This window comes from Phytohabitans houttuyneae (assembly GCF_011764425.1).
Classification (GTDB): Bacteria; Actinomycetota; Actinomycetes; order Mycobacteriales; family Micromonosporaceae; genus Phytohabitans; species Phytohabitans houttuyneae.
Genome location: NZ_BLPF01000001.1, coordinates 956,971 through 976,814 on the forward strand (window position 1 = coordinate 956,971; position 19,844 = coordinate 976,814).

A 19,844-nucleotide genomic window follows, 5' to 3' on the forward strand; every position below is an offset into this window, starting at 1 on the left:
CCCATCTCAGGGCGGTGCCGGTCCGACTGTGTAGGTGTGTCCGAGCCGGGTCCGCCAGACGAAGGTGCCCGGGGTCGGCTGGCTCAACCTGACGCCTTTACTGTGCTTGTAGCCATGGCAGTGCCGACACAACACGCCCAGATTGGCCGGTGTGGTGGATCCGCCGCTCTCCCAGGCGACCGTGTGGTCCAGATCTGACCGGCCCGCCGGGACCCGGCAGCCGGGCGCGCGGCAGGTGCGGTCGCGGGCCTGGACGAACGCGGCGAGACCGGCCGCGGGGCGCCGGCGCAGGGGACCGTGCGCCATGACGGCGCCCCGGCCGTCAACCACGGTGAACCGCCACGACCGGTCGCGCTGCTGGTCGGCGACCTTGGCGGCGATCTCGGCGAGGACCGGGCCCCAGCCCTTGATCTCACCGGGATGCGCGCCGAGGCCGGCCAGGGTGGCGAACGGGACGACCAGCTCCACGCCGCCGACGCGCGGGGCGGGCGCGGTCGCCGCGTGGTGGCCATTGAGAATTTCCAGGAACAGGTCGGCGCGCAGCTCGTCAAGGGACCGCGTGTCGCCGGACCGCTTGGCCGCGCGGGCGAGCGCGTCGATCCGGGCTGCCGCCGCCGCGGCCCGCTCGGGCGGCAGGTGACAACCGGCGAGCGTCGCGGTGCCGTCCTGGTCCAGACCGTGCTCGATCCGGCGCCGGGTCAGGGCTTCACGCTGCCGCTGCGCGGCGGCCTCGGGATCGGCGGCGATGACCAGCTTGCGCAGCCGGGCGCGCAACTGCCCGGTGGTCCACCCGCCGGCCGCGGGCAGCACGAGGTCGACCAGCTGCCGGGCCAGCGGCGGCGGCAGGGCGGCGGTCTCCTCGTCGAGGACGCGGGCCCTGGCCAGATCGATCCGGCCGGACCGGAGCGCTGCGTGCGCGGCCGGAAGGCGCTCGACCAGTTGGCATGCCGTGCCCATCAGCGTGTCGGCGGCCCGCCGGGTCAGGGCCAGCGCGAACCGGACCTCGTCGGCGGCGAACTCCTCCGGGCGGTCGGTCCGCTCGGGCGGGCTGGTCTCGTCGCCCGGCGGGCAGAATGCGGACTCCCATGCCGCGGCCAACAGCGCGGCCTGGTAGTGGGCGATCTGCCGGGAGATGGCCTTGACCACCTCCACCACCTCGAACCCATTCAGCGCCGCCAGGTCGATGCGGTCGAGGACGGCGGCCAGCTCCGCCCCCGGCGGCAGCTGGACCAGCTTGCCGGCAACACCCTCTTCGAACACGCGTCCGAGTCTAGTCAACCCACCCACCGCGCACCATCCACGATGGACGCATAACCACAACATCGTGCATCTGTTCAGGTGGAGAGCGAGATCCAGGCACCGGTGCGGAAGGATTCGGCCATGGCGGCGGTCGCGCGGGCGGCGTGGACCGCGTCGATGAGCACGGGGCCGTGCGCTGCACCGTCCACTATGGAGCGCAGAAAGCCGGCCGCCTCGATGACCTTCAGGTCGTCGTAGCTCATCGCTATGCCGGCGCCCGGCTGGAAGGCGGCGAACTCGCCGGCGCCGGGGCCCACGTGCTCCGCGGCCAGCGACAGGTTCTGGTAGCCGCCGCCCGTCGACACGCGCAGCTCGCCCATGCGGCGGAAGTCCCAGGCAAGCGCGCCCTCCGTGCCGTGGATCTCGAAGCCGTAGTTGTTCTGGTCGGTGACGCTGACCCGGCTCGCCTCCAGCGAACCCCGCGCGCCCGAAGCGAAACGGACCAGGCATGCGGCCCAGTCCTCGTTTTCCACCGGGCCGAGCGCGCCGCTCGCGATCGCGTAGTGGCTGGTGGCGCCGGACGGCGTGGGGCGTTCCGGGATGAACGTGGCCTGGTCGGCGACCACCGCGTCCAGCGGTCCGAGCAGGTGGCGGGCGAGGTCGGCGGCGTGCGACATGAGGTCGCCGAGCACGCCGGAGCCGCTCGTGGCGCGGACGAAGCGCCACGACAGCGCGCCCATGGGGTGGGCCGCGTAGTCGCCCAGGAAGCGGAACCTCGCGTGGGTCACGGTGCCCAGGTGGCCGGCGGCGATCAGCTCGCGGGCGCGGGCCACGGCGGGCGCGCTCCGGTAGTTGAAGCCGACGGTGCCGCGGACTCCGGCCTCGGCCGCCGCGCTTTGGACGGCGGCGGCCTCGGCGGCGTCGCGGCCGACCGGCTTCTCGATCCAGATGTGCTTGCCGGCGCGGGCGGCGGCGACCCCCACCTCGACGTGCAGGTCCGTCGGTGTGGTGATGCTGACCGCCTCGACCTCCGCGTCGGCGAGCACGCCGGCCCAGTCCACTGTGGTGCGCGCGAAGCCGTAGCGGCGTGCGGCGTCCTCCCGCAGGGCCGCGACCGGGTCCGCGGCGGTCACCAGCCGCGGCGCCAGCGCCAGGTCGGGGAAGTGGTGGCCGACCCGCAGGTACGACTGGGAGTGCACCCGCCCCATCCAGCCCAGGCCGATGACGCCCACGCCGATCGTCCTCACCGCGCCACCAGGGTCAGCTCGAAGGAGTACAGCGACGCGCGGTACGCGTGCTGCCCGAACTCGACCGCCCGCCCGGCGTCGTCGTAGGCCGTCCGCGCCATCGTCAGCAGCGGGGCGCCGCGCGGCTCCCCCAGCGCCTTGGCCTCGGCGGCGGTGGCGCGGCGGGCGCCGATGGTCTGCTCGGCGAGGCGGAGGTTGACGCCGGCGGCGCGCATCAGCTGGTACAGGCCGCGGTCGCGCAGGTCGTCGGCGCTGATCCGGAGCAGGCCGGCCGGCAGGTAGTTGCGCATGAGCGCGAGTGGCTCACCCTGCGCGTACCGCAGCCGCTCGACCGCGAGGACCGAGGCGCCGCTGGGCAGCACGAGCGCGACCGCCACCTCGTCCGGCGCGGTCACCGAGGCGAGGGAGAGCACGTCGGTGCGCGGCTGCTGGTGCGTGCGGTCCAGGTCCTCGTACAGGCTGGTCAGCTCGACCGTGCGGCGGACCCGGGCGTGCACGACCTGGGTGCCCACCCCGCGCTTGCGCACGAGCATGCCCTTGTCCACGAGGTACTGGATGGCCTGCCGCATGGTCGGGCGGGACAGGCCGAGCTGGTCGGCGAGCGCGACCTCGTTTTCTAGGCGCGTGCCCGGCGTGAGGTGGCCGGTCGCGATCAGCTCCTCCAGCCGCCGCGCGACCTGGAAGTACAGCGGCACGGGGCTGGACCGGTCGATGCGGATGAGCTCACTCACCGGGGTCACGGTGACGATTCTCCAGAGTAGAGCGCTGGCCGTTCGGCCAGGTCCACCATCGTCCGGCTGCCGCGGGACGCCACGGCGGCCTCGGCGACGGCGGTGGCCGCGTACCCGTCCCAGGCGCTCGGCCCCGTCGCCGTCCCGCGGTGCACGGCGTCGACCCAGTCCTGCAGCTCGTCCACGTAGGCCTGGGCGAAGCGGGCCTGCCAGTCCATCGGCAGCGCCTGCACCCGCCCGCCGTCGAGGGCGACGGCGCCGGTGGTGGGCGCCTCCAGCGCGACGGTGCCGGTGGTGCCGACGACCTCGCAGCGCACGTCGTACCCGTAGCGGGCGTTGACGAAGACCTCCGCGTCGATGACGATCCCCGCTCGCTCTCCAGCAGCACGAGCCGGGGGTCGCGCAGCTGCGGCGAGGCGAGCGGGCTGTGCGGCACCTCGACCACGGTCGCGGCGACGATCTCCTGGCCGAGCAGCCAGCGGGAGGCGTCGACCTCGTGTACGAGCGAGTCGGTCAGCGACATGTCGCCGGTGAAGGCCGGCGGGACGCTCACGTTGCGGTGGACACAGTGGACGAGCAGCGGCTCGCCCACCCGCCCGGCGGCGAGCGCGCTCTTCACGGTGAGGTAGCCGACGTCGTACCGGCGCATGAAGCCCACCTGCACCAGCCGCCGCCCGTACGTCATCTCGGCCTCGACCACCTTGAGCGCCGCGCCGGACGTGGTGGCGAGCGGCTTTTCGCACAGCACCGGCTTGCCGGTGGCGACGCAGGCGAGCACGAGGTCGGCATGGGTGTCTCCGGGCGAGGCGATGAGCACCGCGTCGACCGCCGGATCGTCGATGACGTCGTGCCCCTCGCGATGGACGGCCGCCCCGGCGACGGCGGCGACGCCGGCGGCGCGGTCGGTGTCCACATCGAACACGGCGGTCACCCGCGCACCCGCCACCCGGCTCGTCAGCCGGCGCACGTGCTCGGTGCCGATCATTCCCGTGCCGATGACCCCAACGTTCATCGCGTGCTCCCTCAGTTTCGCTGCAGCTCGTGCGTGAGCGCGGTCAGCTCGTCTCCCCCGGCCATCTCGCGGGTCAGGTCGTCGAGGCTGATCTGGTCGCGCTTGCGGTCCAGCCGCATCCGGCCCCGGTTGAGCAGGATGAAGTGGTCGCCGACCAGGTACGCGTGGTGCGGGTTGTGGGTGATGAACACGACGCCGATCCCCGCGTCCCGCGCCGCCGCGACGTACTTGAGCACGACGCCGGACTGCTTGACGCCCAGCGCCGCGGTCGGCTCGTCGAGGATGAGGACCCGCGCTCCGAAGTGGATGGCCCGGGCGATGGCCACGCACTGCCGCTCGCCGCCGGAGAGCTGGCCGATGGGCTGCTCCACGTCGTTGAGGTTGATCCCCATCCGGGCCAGCTCGTCCCGGGTGGTGCGGCGCATGGCGTCGGCGTCGAGGCGGCGCAGCGGACCAAGGCCTTTCGTCTGCTCGGAGCCGAGGAAGAAGTTGCGCCACACCGGCATCAGGGCCACGACCGCCAGGTCCTGGTACACGGTGGCGATGCCCCGGTCGAGCGCGGCGCGCGGCGATCCGAAGCGCGCCGGCTCACCGTCGACCAGCATCTCGCCCTCGTCGTGCTGGTGCAGCCCGGACATTATCTTGATGAGCGTGGACTTGCCGGCGCCGTTGTCGCCCAGCACGCACGTGATCTCGCCGGCGTTGACCCGCAGCGACACGTCCTGCAGCGCGACGATCGTGCCGTACCGCTTGCCCACGCCGGTCATCTCGATGAGCGGCATCGTCACCTCCGTACCGCGAGTCGCCGGACCCACATGTTCAGGACCGTGGCGAAGAGAAGCATCACGCCGAGGAAGAACTTGAACCAGTCGGCGTCCCACCCGGCGTACACGATCCCCTGGTTGGTCATGCCGAAGATGAGCGCACCGAACGCGGCGCCGATCGCCGAGCCGTAGCCGCCGGTGAGCAGGCACCCGCCGATGACGGCCGCGATGATGTAGATGAACTCGTTGCCGACGCCCTCGCCGGACTGCACGGTGCTGAACGCGAAGAGCCGGTGCATGCCCATGAACCACGCGCACAGGCCGACGCCCATGAACAGCGCGATCTTCGTCTGGCGCACCGGCACGCCGACCGCCCGCGCGCTGTCCTCGTTGCCACCCACCGCGAAGATCCAGTTTCCGGCGCGGGTGCGCAGCAGGATCCAGGTGCCGACCGCGACGAACAGTAGCCACCACAGCACGGTGATCCGGATCGTCACGCTGCCGATGTCGAACGAGGACGCGAAGATCGCCTTGGCGGCGCCGAAGCCGTCCATGTCGGAGATGTTGTCCGTGGCCACCTGGCCGCTCACCTGCTTGGTGACCGCGATGTTCGCACCTTGGAGCATGAGGAACGTGCCGAGCGTGACAAGGAAGCTCGGTATCCGCGTCGTCGTCACCAGAAAGCCGTTGAAGAAGCCCACGCCGAGCGCGAAGAGCAGCGAGACGAACACGCCGACCCACACGTTGAGGCTCAGCTGGTAGCTGAGCATCGACGCGGTGAGCGCGGACGCGGTGACGTTGACGCCGGCCGAGAGGTCGAACTCGCCGCCGATCATCAGCAGCGCCACCGGCACCGCCATGATGCCGATCGTCGAGCTGACGTAGAGCACCGTGCCCATCGAGGTCGCCTGCCGGAACGGGTCGGCGATCGCGAAGAAGAACACGAAGATCGCGATGACACCCACCACCGAGCCGAGCTCGGGTCTGGCGAGCAACCGATGAGTCATCGGGTGCCCTTCTCCGCGTACTGCGCGACGCTCTCGATGTTCTTCTGGTCGATGAAGGACGGTCCGGTCAGGACGGTCTGGCCGCCGCCGATGACGTTGCCGTTGGTCAGGTACAGCCAGAGCGAGTCGACCGCGAGGTAGCCCTGCAGGTACGGCTGCTGGTCGATGGCCCACTGCACGTCGCCGGAGCGGATCGAGCCGACGAGCTCCTTGTTGGTGTCGAACGTGACGATCTTCGCGGCGGAACCGGCCTCCTTGGCCGACTCGACGGCGGTGATGGCGATCGGGGCGCCGAGCGTGATGACCCGGTCGACGCTCTTGTCCTGCTGCAGCTTCGCGGTGATGGTCGACTTGACCGACGGCATGTCCTTGCTGTTCACGTTCAGGTTTTCCACGACACCGGCACCGCCGAAGCCCTTCTTCACGCCCGCGCACCGGGCCTCCAGCGCGACGTGGCCCTGCTCGTGGATGACGCACAGCACCTTCTTCGCGCCGTCCTGCGCCAGCCGCTGCCCGGCCGCCTCGCCGGCGATCGACTCGTCCTGCCCGAAGAACTCGGTGACGCCCATCGCCTTCCACTGCTCGAGGCCGGCGTTGAGGGCCACGACCGGGATGCCGGCGGCCACCGCCTTCTGCACGGCGCCCTGCAGCGCGTCCGGCTTGGCGAGCGTGACCGCGATGCCGTTCACCTTGCTGTCGATCGCGGTCTGGATCAGGTTTGCCTGCTCGGGGCCGTCGGCGTTGTTGGAGTAGCGCAGCTCGATGTTGTCCTTCTTGGCCGCGGCCTCGGCACCCTTGCGGACCAGGTCCCAGAACGTGTCGCCGGGCACCTCGTGCGTGATCATCGCGATCGTGTACCGCGGGGTGTCGGCCACGCCGGTGTTGCCGGAGTCGCTCTTCTCCTCCTCCTGCTTGCCGCCCTCGCTGCTGCAGCCGGCCGCGGCGAGGGTCAGGACAGCGGCGATGGCGAGCATTCTGCTGGCAGTGCGGTGCGTGGTCACGGGTGTTCCCTCCTCAGCGTCGGGGTGGGGGTGCCAGATACGGCCGCTGGTTGCCCTTCGCGGCCTCGTACGACTTGCGGGCCTGGCGCGTCGCGTCCAGGGTGGACACCTCGGCGACGGGCACGTCCCACCAGGCTCCGCCGTCCGGCGCGGGCACGAGCGGGTCGGTCTCGACGTGCACGAGGATCGGGCCGTCGTGGGCTTTCGCGTCCCGCAGGGCGGCGCGCAGGTCCTCGATGGTCCTGGCCCGCAGCACGGGCACGCCGAGGCTGGCCGCGTTGGCCGCGAGGTCCACCGGGAGGACGTCGCCGTCGAGGCGGCCGGTGTCCGGGTTTCGGTAGCGGTAGCGGGTGCCGAAGCGCGGTGCGCCGACCGTCTCGGAGAGCGCGCCGATGGAGGCGAAGCCGTGGTTCTGCACGAGGACCACGATGAGCTTGACGCCTTCCTGCACGGCGGTGACAAGCTCGGAGGACATCATCAGGTACGAGCCGTCGCCGACGAGCACGAAGACGTCCCGGTCCGGGGCCGCCATTTTCGCGCCGAGGCCTCCCGCGATCTCGTAGCCCATGCAGGAGTACCCGTACTCCACGTGGTAGCCCTTCGGGTCCCGGCTGCGCCACAGCTTGTGCAGATCGCCGGGCATCGAGCCGGCCGCGCAGACGACCACGTCGCGGGGCGCGGAGACCTCGTTGACCGCGCCGATCACCTCCGACTGGGCGGGCAGCGGGCCGTGGCCGAGGTGGTACGCCCGCTCGACCGTCCCGTCCCACTCGGCGGCGAGCCGGCGGGCCTCCTCGCGGTACCCGTCGCCGACCGACCATCCGGTCAGCGCGCCGGTGAGGGCCCGCAGCGCCTGCCGGGCGTCGGCGACGACGCTCAGGCCGGCGTGCTTGGCGGCGTCGAAGGCGGCCACGTTCACGTTGACGAAGGCCGCCTGCCCGAACGCGCTCCGCGACGCGGTGGTGAAGTCGCTGTACCGGGTGCCGACGCCGATGACGAGGTCGGCCTCGCGGGCCATGTGCACGGCGGCGGTGGTGCCGGTCGCGCCGGCGGCGCCGAGGGCGAGCGGATGGTCGTACGGCAGCGCGCCCTTGCCCGCCTGGGTCTCCGCGACCGGGATGCCGGTGGCCTCGGCGAGCGAGCGCAGCGCGTCCGTCGCGCCGGAGTAGATGACGCCGCCGCCGGCGACAAGCAGTGGCCGGCGGGCGCCGCGGATGGCCGCGACCGCGCGGGCGAGCGCGGCCGGCTCGGGCACCGGCCGGGGCACGTGCCACACCCGGTGTGCGAACAGCTCCTCGGGCCAGTCGAACGCCTCGGCCTGCACGTCCTGCGGCAGCGCGAGCGTGACCGCGCCGGTCTCCGCCGGGTCGGTCAGCACCCGCATCGCGCCGAGCAGTGCGGACGGCAGCTGCTCGGGCCGCCACACCCGGTCGAAGAAGCGGGACACCGGCCGGAGCGCGTCGTTGACCGACACGTCCCCGGCGCGCGGGTCCTCCAGCTGCTGGAGCACGGGGTCGGCGACGCGGGTGGCGAAGACGTCGCCGGGCAGCAGCAGGACGGGCAGCCGGTTGATGGTGGCGAGCGCCGCGCCGGTCACCATGTTGGTGGCGCCGGGCCCGATCGACGAGGTACAGGCGAGCGTGCTGAGCCGGTCGCGCATCCGGGCGAACGCGGCGGCCGCGTGCACCATGGCCTGCTCGTTGCGGGACTGGTAGTACGGCAGCGCGCCCGGCTCGCGCTGCTCCGCCTCGTAGAGCGCCTGGCCGATGCCGGCGACGTTGCCGTGGCCGAAGATGCCGAAGCAGCCGGCGAAAAGCCTGTGCTCCACGCCGTCCCGCTCGGTGTGCTGGGCGGCGAGGAAGCGCACGAGCGCCTGGGCGACGGTGAGCCTCATGTGGTCACTCCACTTCGGAACGGCAGCCTGGGGTCGACGGCCTGGGAAGCCCAGGTGTCCCGGATCCAGGCGTGTGCCGGGTCGTCGCAGATCTCCCAGGCGCGGCGGGGGCCGGCCATCACGTTGAGGTAGTAGAGGTCGTAGCCGGGCGCGGCCATCGACGGCCCGTGCCAGCCCCGCGGGATCAGCACCACGTCGCCGCCGCGGACCTCGGCGAGCACGTCGACGTCCGGGCCGTAGACGCGCTGGTACGCCATGCCGGAGCCGCGCACCTCGAAGTAGTAGATCTCCTCCAGCACGGACTCGCCGGGCCGGTCCTCGTCGTGCTTGTGCGGCGGGTACGACGACCAGTTGCCGCCGGGTGTCAGCACCTCGCAGGCGATCAGCCGGTCGGCCTCGAAGACGCCGGGCGTGCAGAAGTTGTTGACCTGCCGCGAGCAGCTGCCCGCCCCGCGCAGCTCGACGGGGACGCCGGCGGCCGGTCCGTAGCGAGGCGGGAGGCGCCGCGAGGCCCGTGCGGTGGGTACCGCGAAACGCCCCTGCCCGGTCACGGTGACGGCGGCGTCGCGGGGCGCGTACGCGAAGTCGGTCACCCCGGCGAAGACGTCCTCCCGACCGTCCAGAGTGAACACCTCGCCGTCACACTCCACAGTGCACGATCCGGACAGCGGCACGACGAGCACCTCGTCCTCGCCGGTCTCGAAGGTGACCGCCCCGTCGAGGTCGAGCACGCGCAGGCCGGAGTACCGCCAGCCGGCCGACTCGGGGGTCACGGAGGTCACAGCAGGCTCACCGCCGTGTCGACCGCGCCGGCCACGTCGTCGTCGGCCGGGTAGAGCAGCGAACGGCCGGCCACGATCCCCTTGACGGTCGGCAGGCGCAGCGCCTTCTGCCAGCCCTCGAACGCGGCGTCGCGGTCGGCCGGCACCTCGCCGCCGAGCAGCAGCGCGGGGAGCGTGGACGCGGCCATCACGCGCTCCATGTCGTCGACGACCGGCACCTTCAGCCACGTGTACGCCGAGGTCCCGCCCAGCCCGGACGCGACCGAGATGGCGCGCACCATCGCGTCGGGGGTCAGCTCGTTTGTCGAGCGGCCGTCGACGCGGCGGCTGACGAACGGCTCCACCATCGCCATCAGCCGCCGCCCGGCGAGCGCGTCGACCGCCCGCGCGCACGCCTCCATCGTGGACACCGTGGCCGCGTCGTCCGGGTCGATGCGCAGGAGCATCTTGCCGCCGTCGAAGCCGGCCGCGGCGATCGCCTCCGCGCCGTACCCCGTGAAGCGGTCGTCGATCTCGAACGCGCTGCCGGAGAGCCCTCCCCGGTTCATCGAGCCGACCACCACCTTGCCGTCGAGCGCGCCGAGCAGCAGCAGGTCCTCCAGCACGTCGGCGGTGCCGAGGACGCCGTCGACGCCGGGGCGGGCGAGCGCCACGCAGAGCCGCTCGAGCAGGTCGGCGCGGTCCGCCATCGCGGTCGGGCGGCGGCCGGCGCCGAGCGAGCCGCGCGCCGGGTGGTCGGCGGCGACAAGGACCAGCCGGTCGTGGCCGCCGCCGGTGAACAGCAGGGCCCGGTGCCGCGCGGCGGCCGCCTCGGCGATGGCCCGCGGGCGGTGCACCCGGGCGTCGATGACGGCGGCGAGCCGCTCAGCGAACATGCTCTTCGACCTCGTCCACAGTGGGCATCGCGTCGGAGCACGCGAGGCGCCCGGCGACGATCGCGCCGGCGGCGTTGGCGAAGCGCATGACCCGGGCGGTCTCCCACCCGGCGAGCAGGCCGTGGCAGAGGGCACCGCCGAACGCGTCGCCCGCGCCCAGCCCGTTCACCACCTCGACGGGCACCGGCGGCACCTCGACCGCGCCGGAGGCGTCGACGGCCAGTACCCCTCGCGGGCCCTGCTTGACGACGGCGAGCTCGGCGCCCCGGTCGCGGAGCGCCTTCGCCGCGGCGGCCGGGTCCCGCTCGGCGACGGCGGTGTGGCACTCGTCGAGGTTGCCGACGGCGACCGTGGCGTAGGGCAGCGCCTGCTGGAGCCAGCGCCGCGCCTCCTCGCGCGACGGCCAGAACATCTCCCGGTAGTCGAGGTCGAGCACCGTGATCCCGGCCCGGTCGCGCAGGCGCAACGCGGCGAGCGTGGCGGATCGGCTCGGCTCCTCGCACAGCCCGGTGCCGGTCACCCAGAAGACGCCCGCGCCGCGGATCGCCTCGGCGTCCAGCTCGTCGGCTCTGATCTGCAGGTCAGGGGCGCTGGGCAGGCGGTAGAAGTAGAGCGGGAAGTCGTCCGGCGGGAAGATCTCGCAGAACGTCACGGGCGTCGGCAGGTGCGGGACCGCCGTCACGTACCGGTCGTCCACGCCGTAGCCGCGCAGTGCGCTGTGGACGAAGTCGCCGAACGGGTCGGCGCCGGTGCGGGTGATGACCGCGACCCGCCGCCCGTAGCGGGCGGCGGCGACCGCGACGTTGGTGGGGCTGCCTCCCAGGTACTTGCCGAACGTCTCCACCTCCGCCAGCCCGACGCCCACCTGGAGCGGGTAGATGTCCACACCGACCCGGCCCATCGTGAGAACGTCAAGGTTTTCTGGACGCTTCTCGTCGTTTCGCGGGCCCGCGAAACGACGGCCAGCGCCGGGAGGGTTGCCCATCAGAGGCTCCGCAGGTATTCCACGCTCGCGGCCACGTCCGGCAGCGGGTCGGCGTCGGGCCCGGTGAGCACGACGTCCTGCTCCAGCACGAACCACCCGTCGTAGCCGGCGGCGTCGAGCGAGCGCACGATGCCGGCGATGTCGACGTCGCCCTTGCCCAGCGGGCGGAACATGCCCGCGCGCACCGCCTCCGTGTACGACACGTCGCCGCCCCGCACCCGCGCGGCGAGCCCGGCGTCGACGTCCTTGAGGTGCACGTGCGCGACCCGCCCCGGGTGCTCGGCGGCGATCCCGGCCGGGTCGGCGCCGCCGACCGTGAGGTGGCCGGTGTCCAGGCAGAGCGGGACCGCGCAGCCGGCGAGGACCCGCTCGACGTCGTCCGCCGTCTCCACCATCGTGCCGACGTGCGGGTGGAGCGTGGGTGTGAGGCCGGCGGCGGTCACCGCGGCCGCGGCACCGTCCAGGTTGGACAGCAGCGTGGCCCAGCCGGCCGTGTCGAGCTGCGGACGTGCGTCGTACCCCTGGCGGCCGGTGTCCGCGGCGAGCACCACGGTGTCGGCGCCGGCGGCCGCGTAGCGCGTGGCGACCGCGCCCACTTCCGGCCGGGGATCGTGGCCGGGCTCGTGCAGGACGGCCGGCACGAAACCGCCGACCGCGCGCAGGCCGTGCGCGGCGAGCAGGCCGGCGGGATCATCGGGGAGGTATCCCACCGGCCCGAACTCGGTGGCCGCGAGGCCCAGGGAGTGCATCTCGCCGAGCACGCGCCCGGCCGGCAGCTGGAAGCCCCAGCCGGGCACCTCACACACGCCCCAGGAGATGGGTGCGCCCGCGATGCGCAACTCCACGTAGTCCCTCCCCAGGATTAGCAGAAAGTGACACCCGTGTTACGGGTCACACTCCCCGGGTCGGAGACTTTGTCAATACATTCTGACTAAGTGCCAGCCAGCTGGCGCTGCAGCTCGCGCCGCCTTGTCCACCAGCGGACGGCAAACCAGCAGCTCGTGGTCAGTGCGGCACCGGCGACCGCATCGACGATGTAGTGGTTCGCGGTGAGCACGACCGCGAGTGTCATCGCCACCGGCATCGCCACGCCGAGCACCTTCACCCACAGCCGCCTCGCGGCGACCGCGATCGCGATGCCCATCAGCAGGTCCCAGCCGACGTGGAGGCTGGGCACGGCCGCGTACTGGTTGGTGAACATGGGCGGCTGCAGCACCCGGTACGCGTGGGAGCTGACCGTCACGGTGTCGACCATGCCCATCGGCGCCAGCCGCGGCGGCGCGACCGGAAACGTCGCGAAGATCACCATGCCGATCGCCCCGGAGAGGATCATCGCGTTGCGCGTGCGGAGGTAGATGACCGGGTGCCGCCGGGCCAGCCAGATGAGCGTGACCGCGATGACCGGCCAGTGGCCCCAGATGTAGATCCAGTTGAACACGGTGCTGACCCGCGAGGAGCTCGCGAACGTGTCCTGCAGCCACTGCTCGTGGTGCAGCCCGAGCGCCGCCTCGAGGTCGACCACGCGGGCCGCGTTCGCGACCGCCGTCGTGACTGAGCCCTCAGTCAGGTGCCGGACGCCGAAGTAGATGACAATGGCTCCCAGCAAGATGATGATCTGCTGCCCGAGCCGGACCGGTGGATGCGTGCGCGCGGTGCCGGTATCCACCGTGGTCTCGGCCCGCGCCCTCGTCATGGGCGGTGCGCCGGCACCCGGCCGGACCTGCCCCGTCCCCGTAATGACCGCCATGAGCACAGCCTCCAACCTGATCTTCACACTTCCATCCGGGCCCGGCACCGACTTCCCCTGATTCCGGAATGGGACTGGAGGGTGAGAACGCCCTAGGGGTTACGTGGTTTGCTGGTGCGCATGAAGATCCGGCGGATCAATGGAGACGAGCGGCTCACACACGCTTTCCCCCTTCAGGCGTACGCCTTCGAGGCGAGCCCGGCTCCCCTGGAAGACGCAGCCAAGTACCGCGGCTATCTCCCCTTCCAGGAGGACAGCGTCACCCTGGTGGCGGAGGAGGACGGCACCTCCCTCGCCGCCGTCTCCGCCGTCCCGATGCGGCAGAACGTGCGCGGCACGCTCCACCCCATGGCCGGGGTCGCGAGCGTGGCCGTGCACCCCCTCGCCCGCCGCCGCGGCCACGTCCGCACATTGCTCACCCGCCTGCTCGGCGACATGCGTGACGGCGGTCACGCGGTCAGCGCGCTGTACCCGTTCCGGCCCTCGTTCTACGAGCGCTTCGGGTACGTCGGGCTGCCGAAGCGGCGCCGGGTCACGTTCGCGCCACGCGACCTCGCCTCCCTCGTCCGCGCCGACCTGCCCGGCGAGGTCACGTGGGAGCGGATCGGCACGGGGTACGACGCGTACCGCGCGTTCACGCTGCGGCTGGCCGAGCGGCGGCACGGGTTCGCGGTGTTTCCCGACTCCCGCGCCGAGCGGCTACGCGCGGACGACGCGCACTGGGTCCTCACCGCTCGGGTGGATGGCGAGGTGGCCGCCGCGGCGACGTACCGGATCACCGGCTTCGGCGCCGAGATGGAGGTGGACGACCTGCTCACCACCACGCCGCTGAGCCGCACGCTGCTGCTGCAGTTCTTCGCGCGGCACGTCGACCAGGTCGAGAAGGTCACCGCCCGCGTGGCGGCGGACGAGTTGCCCGAGCTGTGGGCCACCGACCTGGAGGTGGTCACCGAGTCACGCACGCGGATACCCAACATGAACGCGCCGATGGCGCGCGTCCTGGCCGTCGCACCACTCGCCGGCACCGCGGTGGGGCCGGGCCGCGTGGTGGTCGAGGTGGTCGACGACCCCTTCATCGCCGGTACGTACCTGCTGGACGGCCACGGCGGCCGGCTGGAGGTGGGCGGCGACGCGTCCGGCGTGCCCCGGGCGACGCTGCGGGCGGCCGGCCTTTCCGCGCTCGTGTACGGCGTGCTGGACCCGGACGAGCTGCCGCTACGCGGGTTCGGCGCCGTGCCCGCCGACGCCGGCGCCGAGCTGCGGACGCTCTTCCCGCGCGCCGTCCCCTACGTCTTCGCCGACTTCTGACCGGCCTCCCCGTGACCGACCGGTCAGTCGGCGTGTGACGAGCGCGGCGGCGAGCAGCACGGCGAACACGCCCGCCACCACCTCGACGCCGGCCGCGCTGAGCGCGGACGAGAGCGAGTGCTGTATCTGCCCGGCGGCACCCACCACCGGATCGTCCACTGTGGAGCGGTCGGCGCTGAGCCGGATCTCGTACCAGCCGTAGTACGCGACGTAGGCGCCGGCGAGCAGCAGCAGGACGCCGCCCAGCCGGGAGATCGCCGTGCCGGCCCGCCGCACGAACCGGATCAGCGAGGTGCGCAGCAGCCCGACGGCGAGCGCGGCGGCGCCGACGGCCAGTCCCATGCCGGCCGCGTACGCCAGGAAGAGCCCGACCCCGGCGCCGGTCGAGCCGGCCCGCATGCTGGCCACGACGATGGCCAGGAACGGCCCGATCGTGCAGCTCAGCGACGCCGCGGCGTAGGCGGCGCCGAACATGGCCATCGACGGCAGCGTGCGGCGCAGCTCCGGTGCGCGCGGACCGCGCCACGGCGCCGGCAGCGTCCGGCCGGCGGCCAGCCACGCGCCCATCGCCACCAGCAGTGCGCCGAGGCCGACGGTCACCCACGGCAGCCGCTCCTGGATCCAGCCGGCGGCCGGTGCGACCGCGAGGCCGAACGCGCCGAACACGAGGACGAACCCCGCGGTCATGGCCGCCGTCGAGGCCAGGGCCCGCCGGACGGTGTCGCCTGTGGACTCACCGGCGACGAGCAGCGACAGGTACGCCGGCAGGAGCGCGAACCCGCACGGGTTGACCGCCGCGAGCATGCCCGCGGTCAGCGCAAGGACCACTGTGGTCTGTGTCATCGCTCAGCCGGCCAGCTCGGCGACCTTGCCCTCGAAGTCGACGCTGTCCATCCACCCCTTGCTGAGCACCTTGCCGTCCCGGTCGAGGAAGACATACGTGCTCTGCTCGGTGATTTTGAACTTCTTCCACACCGCGCCGGCCTGGTCGTTGAGGTGGGTGACGTCGCCGACCTGCCCATCGGTGACAAACTCTTTCATCTCGTCGGCGTTTCCCAACCCCGCGACGCCCAACAGGTTGACCTTGGTACCGAACTCGTCCTGCATGTCCGACACGGACGCCGCCTGCCCGAAGCACGTGGCGCACCACGGCGCCCAGAACCACAGCACGGTCGGCTTGCCGGCAAAGCTGGCCGCGTCGAACGCCTTGCCGTCGAGCGTGGTCCCGCTGAACTTCAGCGTGGCGGGAACGGGACCGGCCGCCTGGTCGGCCGCGGCCTGCTGGTCGGCGGCCGGCGCGGCGCCAGCGGCGGGCGGCCGGCCGGCACCCCGGTCCGCACTCGGCACGTCACCCCCGGTGCAGCCGCCACCCGCGACAACGACAGCGGCGGCGGCCATGGCCGCCACGACCAGCCGGACACGCATGCGAAACCTCCCCGGGAGTGGGCTGCGCCCGTGAGTACGGCGCCCAACCCCGTAAGGTTCAAAACCACAGGACCATCCATCCGCCTCGTCGTTGGGTGCCACCGACCAAGAGAACTTCTTCTACCGTCCCCACCCATGCCAAGCGCGGAACACGAGTCGCAGGTGGCTCTGACCAAGCAGGACCATGAACTCGTCGCGTTCCTGCTGATGAACGTTTTCGAAATGAAGGTGCCCTTCTACGCCCACGCACACCCCCACGCCAGCGATGTGCGCGCTCAGCGGCCGGTGTTAGCAACGGTGATGGAGGTCCAGCGCGGCTGGGATCCCAGCAAGCGGCGGACCTGGAAGCTCTACGTCGCCGCGATCGAGGCGGAGCTCAACGTCGACACCGCACTGCTCGCCTACTGCCCCGACCCGCGGCTGGCCCGCCGCTACCGCGACATGTTCGACGCCCCAGGCTGGAGCCTCTCCATGCGGCCATTCATCTTCACGCCCGACGATGTGCCGCTCGTCGTCAACGTGGACGAGGCGAGAAAGAATCCTTCGCTGGCCGTGCTCGCGGCCATCTGCCACGGAAGCCGGACCGACGTGGACGAGGCCTTTCCGGCGCTGATCGCGGCGATGCGAGCGGCCGGCGCTCGCCAGGCAACCTTGTACGATGACATCGTGCTGGCCGGGCTGCCCGCGGCGGCCCGGGCCCGTCGGGAGGCGTTCATGATCACCACCGTGGGTTACGAATACCGCAGCGAGCTGTTCCGTAACCTTGCGGCTCAGGCTGAGGCACGAGCGATCCTGACCCTGCTCAAGGCACGTGGCATCGCGGTGCCGGACGACGTCCGCGAGGAGATCCTCGGGTGCACCGATCTCACGCAGCTTGACGCCTGGCTGCTCCGCGCGGCCAGCGCGTCCACGATCGAGGATGTCACCCGCGCGTAGGGTTCCAAATCTGGTCGTGGGTGGGACCCCTGGCGTGGCAGGCTCGGTCAATGCCCCTACGCCCCTCCCGGCCGTGCTGGAGCGGAACGTCGTCGGGGTCTGGGGTGCCGAAGGCGCGGCCTGGCTGGCCGGGCTGCCGGCGCTGCGTGACCGCGTGGCGCGGACCTGGGGGCTGACCCTCGGCGAGCCGTACCCGCTCAGCTACCACTGGGTGGCGCCGGCCACCCGTCCCGACGGCACGGCCGCCGTGCTCAAGCTCGGCGTGCCCGGAGCCGACCACCTGCCGGTCGAGGCGGCCACGCTGGAGTGCTGGGACGGTGCGGGCGCGGTGCGGCTGCTGGCCTACGAGCCGGCGTGGGGTGCGCTGCTGCTGGAGCGGGCCGACCCCGGCACGGCGGCCAGCGCGCTCGTGCCCGGCCGGGACGCGGAGGCCACCGCGGCGATCATCGCGGTGATGCGGCGGCTGCACGCGGTGCCGGTACCCGATGGGGGTCTGCCGCCGCTGGAGTCGCAGGGTGAGGCGTTCGCGCGGCATCTGCGCGTCTATCCGGGCGACCACCCGCTGCCGCGCGCGCTGGTCGAGCGGGCGGGTCGGCTCTTCGACGAGCTCTGCGCCTCGGCGACCGCGCGGGTGTTGCTCCACGGCGACCTGCACCACGACAACGTGCTGCGCGCGAAGCGCGAGCCGTGGCTGGCCATCGACCCGCACGGCGTGGTGGGCGACCCGGGGTACGAGGCCGGCTCGATGGTGCACAACCCCGACCCCGACCGCCGCGAGGACGAGCTGCTCGCACTGGTACCGGCCCGGATCGAGCAGCTGGCCGACGGGATGGGGCTGCCGGTCGAGCGGGTCACGGCGTGGGCGTTCGTGAAGGCGGTCCTCTCCGAGGTGTGGAGCGGCGAGTCAGGCCCCGAGATGGTGGGCAGCCGTGCGCTCGACGTCGCCCTGCGGTTATTGCCGCGACTGTGAGGGCGCCCACCCGTTATCGTCGGGCGCCATGAGCGATGACTGGCTCATCGACAACCAGGCCTACTGGGACGAGCGGGCGCCGCTGCACACCACGAGCGACTTCTACGCGATGGCCCGGTTCCGGGAGGGTGCGACGTCGCTGCGGCCGTTCGAGATCGCGGAGCTGGGCGACGTGGCCGGGCGGCGGCTGCTGCACCTGCAGTGCCACTTCGGGCAGGACACGCTTTCGTGGGCCCGCCTCGGCGCGCAGGTGACCGGCCTCGACTTCGCGCCCGCGGCGGTCGAGGCGGCCCGCGCGCTCGCGACCGAGCTCGGCGTTAGCGGCGCGCGGTTCGTGGAGTCCAATGTGTACGATGCGCCGGCCGCGCTGGGCGAGCGGTTCGACGTCGTCTACACGGGACTCGGCGTGCTCGGCTGGCTGCCGGACATCGACGCGTGGGCGCGCGTGGTGGCCGACCTGCTGGAGCCGGGCGGGGTCTTCTACATCGCCGAGTTCCACCCGTTCATGGGCGTGCTCGACGACGAGACCGGCACCACCGTGACGCGCGACTACCTTCCGGACAAGCCCACGACGTTCGACGAGCCGGGCAGCTACGCCGACTGGCACCTGCCCACCGTCCACAATCGAGCGACGGTGTGGCGGCACACACTCGGCGAGATCGTGAGCGCGCTGTGCGCGGCGGGGCTGCGGATCGAGTTTCTGCACGAGCACCAGGTCACCTACTTCGACCAGTTCTACAACCTCGTCCGCGACGAGGACGGCACGTTCCACCGTCCCGACGGCCTGCCCCGCCTGCCGCTGATGTTCTCCATCCGGGCTACCCGCTCGTAGCCGGGCTACTTGTCGTACCGGTAGAGGTTGTACTTCTTCATCAGGTCGATGAGGTTCTGCGCGTAGGTGGGCGACGTGGCGTACCCCGCCTTGTGGATCTCGATGGCGAAGCGGTTCGGGTCCCGGCTGTACGCGAACGCCTTCTTGTACCGGGGGTTGACCGTCAGGAAGCGGCCGTGGTCGGCGAACGAGCCGGTCGCGTTGCGGTACGCGCGGAACGACGCGCTCGTGCGGTAGCACTTGTTGCCGTCGCACTCGGTCGTCGCGTACGTGCGGCATCCCACCGCGATCCCGCCGGGGCTGCCGAAGCACTTGATGCCGAAGTAGCTGTGGTCGCGGCGGGTCAGCCAGCTGCCGCCCCACCCGGACTCCAGGATGGCCTGCGCGATCGTCACCGAGGCGGGCACCTTGTACTGCCGGAAGCCGGCCTGGGCCGGACCCACGGTACGGGCGATGAACTGGCCCGCGTTGGCCGGCGGCACGGTCGGCGCCGCCTGGCCGCACCATGGGAGCGTGGGCGAGTTGCCGCGCCAGTCCACGTTGGCGTCGGCGACGTACCGGTTGCCGGTGATCCTGTTCCACGCGGCGGAGCGGCGCATCTTGCCGCTCACCAGCTCGCCCCACACCTGGCACTCGACCGGCAGCACGCTGCCCTCGGCGAGGGTGCCGGCGCGGGCGAAGCGGGTGCTCGGGCCGGTGCGCACGTTGACCGGGCCGGTGCCGGTGCGCACGGCCGGCCGCGCGGCGCCCTTGGGGCCGCACCAGTGCACCCAGGGGCGCGCGGGGCGCCAGCGCACGTACGCGTCGGAGACGTAGCGGCCGTTCGACAGGCGGTTCCAGCCCGGCGTGCGGCGTTCGGTGCCGACGATGAACTGCCCGTACACCTGGCACACCACGACGAGGCGGCTGCCTTCCGCCAGGCGGCCGACCGAGGCGTCGGCCGTGGAGGGGCCGGCGCGCAGGTTGAGGCCGGTACCGCCGGAACGCACGCTGGCGGTGGTGCCGGCGGCGACCGCCGGCGTTGGCACGAGGAGGGACACGACCACGACCGTCAGGCTCATTCGGGCGTACCTCATGCACTACACGGTA

The 19,844-nt window shown here is 72.3% G+C and carries 20 protein-coding genes and 1 pseudogene; 4 read left to right on the forward strand and 17 right to left on the reverse strand.

The features are described from left to right. Window positions 1–6 precede the first annotated feature (6 nt). From Phou_RS04465 to Phou_RS04525, 14 genes and pseudogenes are all read right to left on the reverse strand, one after another. On the reverse strand, window positions 7–1,260 hold the full coding sequence (locus Phou_RS04465) for an HNH endonuclease signature motif containing protein (RefSeq protein ID WP_173053785.1): 1,254 nt from the start codon (window positions 1,258–1,260) through the stop codon (window positions 7–9). Between the two features lie 74 nt (window positions 1,261–1,334). Next, the gene (locus Phou_RS04470; RefSeq protein WP_246273223.1) at window positions 1,335–2,486 is read right to left on the reverse strand and encodes a Gfo/Idh/MocA family protein; all 1,152 of its coding nucleotides are present in this window, start codon (window positions 2,484–2,486) and stop codon (window positions 1,335–1,337) included. Further along, entirely contained in the window at window positions 2,483–3,217 is a 735-nt protein-coding gene (locus Phou_RS04475; RefSeq protein WP_173053787.1) for a GntR family transcriptional regulator, read from the reverse strand. The genes Phou_RS04470 and Phou_RS04475 overlap by 4 nt, the downstream gene beginning before the upstream one ends. Window positions 3,218–3,222: 5 nt before the next feature. Then, a complete protein-coding gene (locus tag Phou_RS55310) occupies window positions 3,223–3,534 on the reverse strand; it encodes a Gfo/Idh/MocA family oxidoreductase (RefSeq protein WP_246273725.1) in 312 nt (103 codons plus the stop codon). Between the two features lie 83 nt (window positions 3,535–3,617). Beyond that, window positions 3,618–4,229 (reverse strand): annotated as a pseudogene (locus Phou_RS55315) (Gfo/Idh/MocA family protein); the annotation flags it as partial. 11 nt (window positions 4,230–4,240) lie between these two features. After that, window positions 4,241–5,011: an ATP-binding cassette domain-containing protein gene (locus tag Phou_RS04485; RefSeq protein WP_173053789.1), complete on the reverse strand. Its 771-nt coding sequence runs from the start codon at window positions 5,009–5,011 to the stop codon at window positions 4,241–4,243. A gap of 2 nt (window positions 5,012–5,013) precedes the next feature. Beyond that, a complete protein-coding gene (locus tag Phou_RS04490; RefSeq protein WP_173053791.1) occupies window positions 5,014–6,000 on the reverse strand; it encodes an ABC transporter permease in 987 nt (328 codons plus the stop codon). After that, complete coding sequence (locus tag Phou_RS04495) at window positions 5,997–7,001, reverse strand: sugar ABC transporter substrate-binding protein (protein ID WP_246273225.1); 1,005 nt, start codon at window positions 6,999–7,001, stop codon at window positions 5,997–5,999. The genes Phou_RS04490 and Phou_RS04495 overlap by 4 nt, the downstream gene beginning before the upstream one ends. Before the next feature lie 13 nt (window positions 7,002–7,014). Continuing rightward, window positions 7,015–8,895, reverse strand: a complete 1,881-nt coding sequence (gene iolD, locus Phou_RS04500) for a 3D-(3,5/4)-trihydroxycyclohexane-1,2-dione acylhydrolase (decyclizing) (RefSeq protein WP_173053793.1) — start codon at window positions 8,893–8,895, stop codon at window positions 7,015–7,017. Then, a complete protein-coding gene (gene iolB, locus Phou_RS04505) occupies window positions 8,892–9,677 on the reverse strand; it encodes a 5-deoxy-glucuronate isomerase (protein WP_173053795.1) in 786 nt (261 codons plus the stop codon). Before iolB ends, iolD begins: the two co-directional genes overlap by 4 nt. Then, entirely contained in the window at window positions 9,674–10,552 is an 879-nt protein-coding gene (locus Phou_RS04510) for a Cgl0159 family (beta/alpha)8-fold protein (RefSeq protein ID WP_173053798.1), read from the reverse strand. Before Phou_RS04510 ends, iolB begins: the two co-directional genes overlap by 4 nt. Next, window positions 10,542–11,537 carry a 5-dehydro-2-deoxygluconokinase gene (iolC, locus tag Phou_RS04515; protein ID WP_173053800.1) on the reverse strand — a complete coding sequence of 332 codons (996 nt, stop codon included), beginning with the start codon at window positions 11,535–11,537 and terminating at the stop codon, window positions 10,542–10,544. The genes Phou_RS04510 and iolC overlap by 11 nt, the downstream gene beginning before the upstream one ends. Then, window positions 11,537–12,382: a TIM barrel protein gene (locus Phou_RS04520; protein ID WP_246273227.1), complete on the reverse strand. Its 846-nt coding sequence runs from the start codon at window positions 12,380–12,382 to the stop codon at window positions 11,537–11,539. Before Phou_RS04520 ends, iolC begins: the two co-directional genes overlap by 1 nt. Window positions 12,383–12,468: 86 nt before the next feature. Further along, window positions 12,469–13,284, reverse strand: a complete 816-nt coding sequence (locus Phou_RS04525; RefSeq protein WP_246273229.1) for a phosphatase PAP2 family protein — start codon at window positions 13,282–13,284, stop codon at window positions 12,469–12,471. A gap of 120 nt (window positions 13,285–13,404) precedes the next feature. Here Phou_RS04525 and Phou_RS04530 point away from each other — a divergent pair, with 120 nt between their 5' ends. Then, window positions 13,405–14,592: a GNAT family N-acetyltransferase gene (locus Phou_RS04530; protein ID WP_173053802.1), complete on the forward strand. Its 1,188-nt coding sequence runs from the start codon at window positions 13,405–13,407 to the stop codon at window positions 14,590–14,592. Here Phou_RS04530 and Phou_RS04535 read toward each other — a convergent pair. After that, window positions 14,500–15,435: a cytochrome c biogenesis CcdA family protein gene (locus Phou_RS04535; RefSeq protein ID WP_173053804.1), complete on the reverse strand. Its 936-nt coding sequence runs from the start codon at window positions 15,433–15,435 to the stop codon at window positions 14,500–14,502. The genes Phou_RS04530 and Phou_RS04535 overlap by 93 nt on opposite strands. Window positions 15,436–15,438: 3 nt before the next feature. After that, a complete protein-coding gene (locus Phou_RS04540) occupies window positions 15,439–16,017 on the reverse strand; it encodes a redoxin domain-containing protein (protein WP_173053806.1) in 579 nt (192 codons plus the stop codon). A 162-nt stretch (window positions 16,018–16,179) separates the two neighbouring features. Between Phou_RS04540 and Phou_RS04545 the strand changes: the two genes are divergently transcribed. From Phou_RS04545 to Phou_RS04555, 3 genes are all read left to right on the forward strand, one after another. Further along, a complete protein-coding gene (locus Phou_RS04545) occupies window positions 16,180–16,953 on the forward strand; it encodes a hypothetical protein (protein WP_218578726.1) in 774 nt (257 codons plus the stop codon). Window positions 16,954–17,026: 73 nt separating this feature from the next. Further along, complete coding sequence (locus Phou_RS04550) at window positions 17,027–17,923, forward strand: aminoglycoside phosphotransferase family protein (RefSeq protein ID WP_173053808.1); 897 nt, start codon at window positions 17,027–17,029, stop codon at window positions 17,921–17,923. 28 nt (window positions 17,924–17,951) lie between these two features. Beyond that, on the forward strand, window positions 17,952–18,755 hold the full coding sequence (locus Phou_RS04555) for a class I SAM-dependent methyltransferase (protein ID WP_173053810.1): 804 nt from the start codon (window positions 17,952–17,954) through the stop codon (window positions 18,753–18,755). A gap of 5 nt (window positions 18,756–18,760) precedes the next feature. Here Phou_RS04555 and gsmA read toward each other — a convergent pair whose 3' ends face one another. Continuing rightward, complete coding sequence (gene gsmA / locus Phou_RS04560; RefSeq protein WP_173053812.1) at window positions 18,761–19,831, reverse strand: sporangiospore maturation cell wall hydrolase GsmA; 1,071 nt, start codon at window positions 19,829–19,831, stop codon at window positions 18,761–18,763. Window positions 19,832–19,844: the final 13 nt, after the last annotated feature.

Bases quoted from the DNA above. Each gene is read 5' to 3' on its own strand.
- Phou_RS04485 (WP_173053789.1), bottom strand. From the start codon at position 5,011: ATGCCGCTCATCGAGATGACCGGCGTGGGCAAGCGGTACGGCACGATC.
- Phou_RS04490 (WP_173053791.1), bottom strand. From the start codon at position 6,000: ATGACTCATCGGTTGCTCGCCAGACCCGAGCTCGGCTCGGTGGTGGGT.
- iolD (WP_173053793.1), bottom strand. From the start codon at position 8,895: ATGAGGCTCACCGTCGCCCAGGCGCTCGTGCGCTTCCTCGCCGCCCAG.
- Phou_RS04510 (WP_173053798.1), bottom strand. From the start codon at position 10,552: ATGTTCGCTGAGCGGCTCGCCGCCGTCATCGACGCCCGGGTGCACCGC.
- iolC (WP_173053800.1), bottom strand. From the start codon at position 11,537: ATGGGCAACCCTCCCGGCGCTGGCCGTCGTTTCGCGGGCCCGCGAAAC.
- Phou_RS04525 (WP_246273229.1), bottom strand. From the start codon at position 13,284: ATGGCGGTCATTACGGGGACGGGGCAGGTCCGGCCGGGTGCCGGCGCA.
- Phou_RS04530 (WP_173053802.1), top strand. From the start codon at position 13,405: ATGAAGATCCGGCGGATCAATGGAGACGAGCGGCTCACACACGCTTTC.
- Phou_RS04535 (WP_173053804.1), bottom strand. From the start codon at position 15,435: ATGACACAGACCACAGTGGTCCTTGCGCTGACCGCGGGCATGCTCGCG.
- Phou_RS04540 (WP_173053806.1), bottom strand. From the start codon at position 16,017: ATGCGTGTCCGGCTGGTCGTGGCGGCCATGGCCGCCGCCGCTGTCGTT.
- Phou_RS04555 (WP_173053810.1), top strand. From the start codon at position 17,952: ATGAGCGATGACTGGCTCATCGACAACCAGGCCTACTGGGACGAGCGG.
- gsmA (WP_173053812.1), bottom strand. From the start codon at position 19,831: ATGAGGTACGCCCGAATGAGCCTGACGGTCGTGGTCGTGTCCCTCCTC.